The following is a 1,663-nucleotide window of genomic DNA, read 5'->3' as shown; positions in this document are numbered from 1 at the left end:
TTGCGCGTCTAACTCATCACTACTACAATATATTTATGGGTAATCCCCTTACTTCCAGTAAGGATTTATCCATCTCATTACTTAAACTGTTAGAATGTAGGATGCAATGGTATATCGACTTCATCACTTGGACCTCGCGTCCGTACTTTAGACTGATAACCGGCTCCTCATTCACAGTGTTCGTTTTATGCAGGTTGAATCACATTAGGTGCATTCGTGTCACACACAGTAGTTTGAACAGGTAATGAGTAAAACTGGTATTTATCCATTGTAATATTTTTTAAGGAGTGATAAATTTATGAACGCAGTAGGTATCGATGTTTCAAAAGGTAAAAGTATGGTTACAATTCTGAGACCATTTGGGGAGATTGTATCCTCTCCTTTTGAGATTAAGCACACATCCAGTGATATCCATTCACTTATTAAACTTATTCATTCTATCGAAGGTGAATCCCGGGTTGTAATGGAACATACCGGCCGCTACTACGAAGCACTTGCTCACCAGCTTTCAGCAGCAGATCTCTTTGTCAGTGCTGTTAATCCCAAGTTGGTCAAAGATTTTAATAACGATTCTCTTCGCAAAATCAAGTCCGACAAAGCTGATTCTGTCAAGATTGCCCGCTACGCTCTTGACAAATGGCAAAGTCTTGAACCGTATAGTATTACAGATGAATTACGCGCTCAGCTAAAGGTCATGAATCGTCAGTTCCATTTCTATGTGAAACAAAAAACGGCTATGAAAAATAATCTTATTGGCCTCATTGACCAGACCTATCCAAATGCAAATACTTATTTCAATAGTCCCACCCGCAGTGATGGTTCCCAGAAATGGGTTGATTTTGTCTCTACATACTGGCATGTAGATTGCATTCGTAAAATGTCTCTAAACGCTTTTGTTGAACATTATCAGAACTGGTGCAAGCGCAAAAAATATGCCTTCAATAAATCAAAAGCGGAAGAAATTTACACCAAAACAAAGGAACTTGTTCCAGTATTTCCTAAGAATGAAATAACCAAACATATCATCAGACAAGCTGTCGATCAGCTCAACAGTACTTCCGTTACTGTCGAAACAATACGCACTCTCATGAACGAGACTGCCTCAAAGCTTCCTGAATACTCAATTGTCATGCAGTTTAAAGGGATTGGTCCATCTCTCGGTCCACAGCTTATGGCTGAGATCGGTGATGTAACCAGATTCACGCATAAAGGAGCCCTTACTGCATTCGCCGGAGTTGATCCCGGGGTAAACGAATCTGGTTCCTATGCCCAAAAAAGCGTCCCAACATCCAAACGTGGATCTTCAAATTTAAGAAAGACTCTTTTTCAAGTAATGGATGTTCTTATCAAAACCATGCCTCAGGATGATCCTGTATATCAATTCATGGACAGAAAACGCACCCAGGGTAAGCCTTACTATGTTTATATGACTGCAGGTGCTAATAAATTTCTCAGAATATACTATGGACGAGTGAAAGAATATCTTTCTGTTCTTCCTGATCCAAGCTAATTCAAAACTTTTACTTTCAGACCAGCACTGGTTGTGGTGGCCTTATTTTAATGCCTAATTTTTAACCTGTAAAGTTTTTTAACTTTCTTCAATTTTAGTATTGACTTTTTATTTGCAGGCTGAAGTAACGAGAATGCGACGCGCAGTTTTCAA

1 protein-coding gene is annotated in these 1,663 nt (G+C 39.2%); it reads left to right on the top strand.

What is annotated here, in order from left to right:
- Positions 1-298: 298 nt before the first annotated feature.
- The gene (locus DXD92_RS18280) at positions 299-1,510 is read left to right on the top strand and encodes an IS110 family transposase (RefSeq protein WP_055218916.1); all 1,212 of its coding nucleotides are present in this window, start codon (positions 299-301) and stop codon (positions 1,508-1,510) included.
- Positions 1,511-1,663 lie beyond the last annotated feature (153 nt).

Origin of the sequence: Blautia sp. TM10-2, assembly GCF_003480845.1 — a bacterium.
Taxonomy (GTDB): Bacteria; Bacillota; Clostridia; order Lachnospirales; family Lachnospiraceae; genus Fusicatenibacter; species Fusicatenibacter saccharivorans.
The sequence above is the reverse complement of the archived record's forward strand: the minus strand, read 5'-3'. Positions and strand labels throughout refer to the sequence as shown.

Coding starts and splice junctions, on each gene's coding strand:
- DXD92_RS18280 (WP_055218916.1), top strand. CDS start 299: ATGAACGCAGTAGGTATCGATGTTTCAAAAGGTAAAAGTATGGTTACA.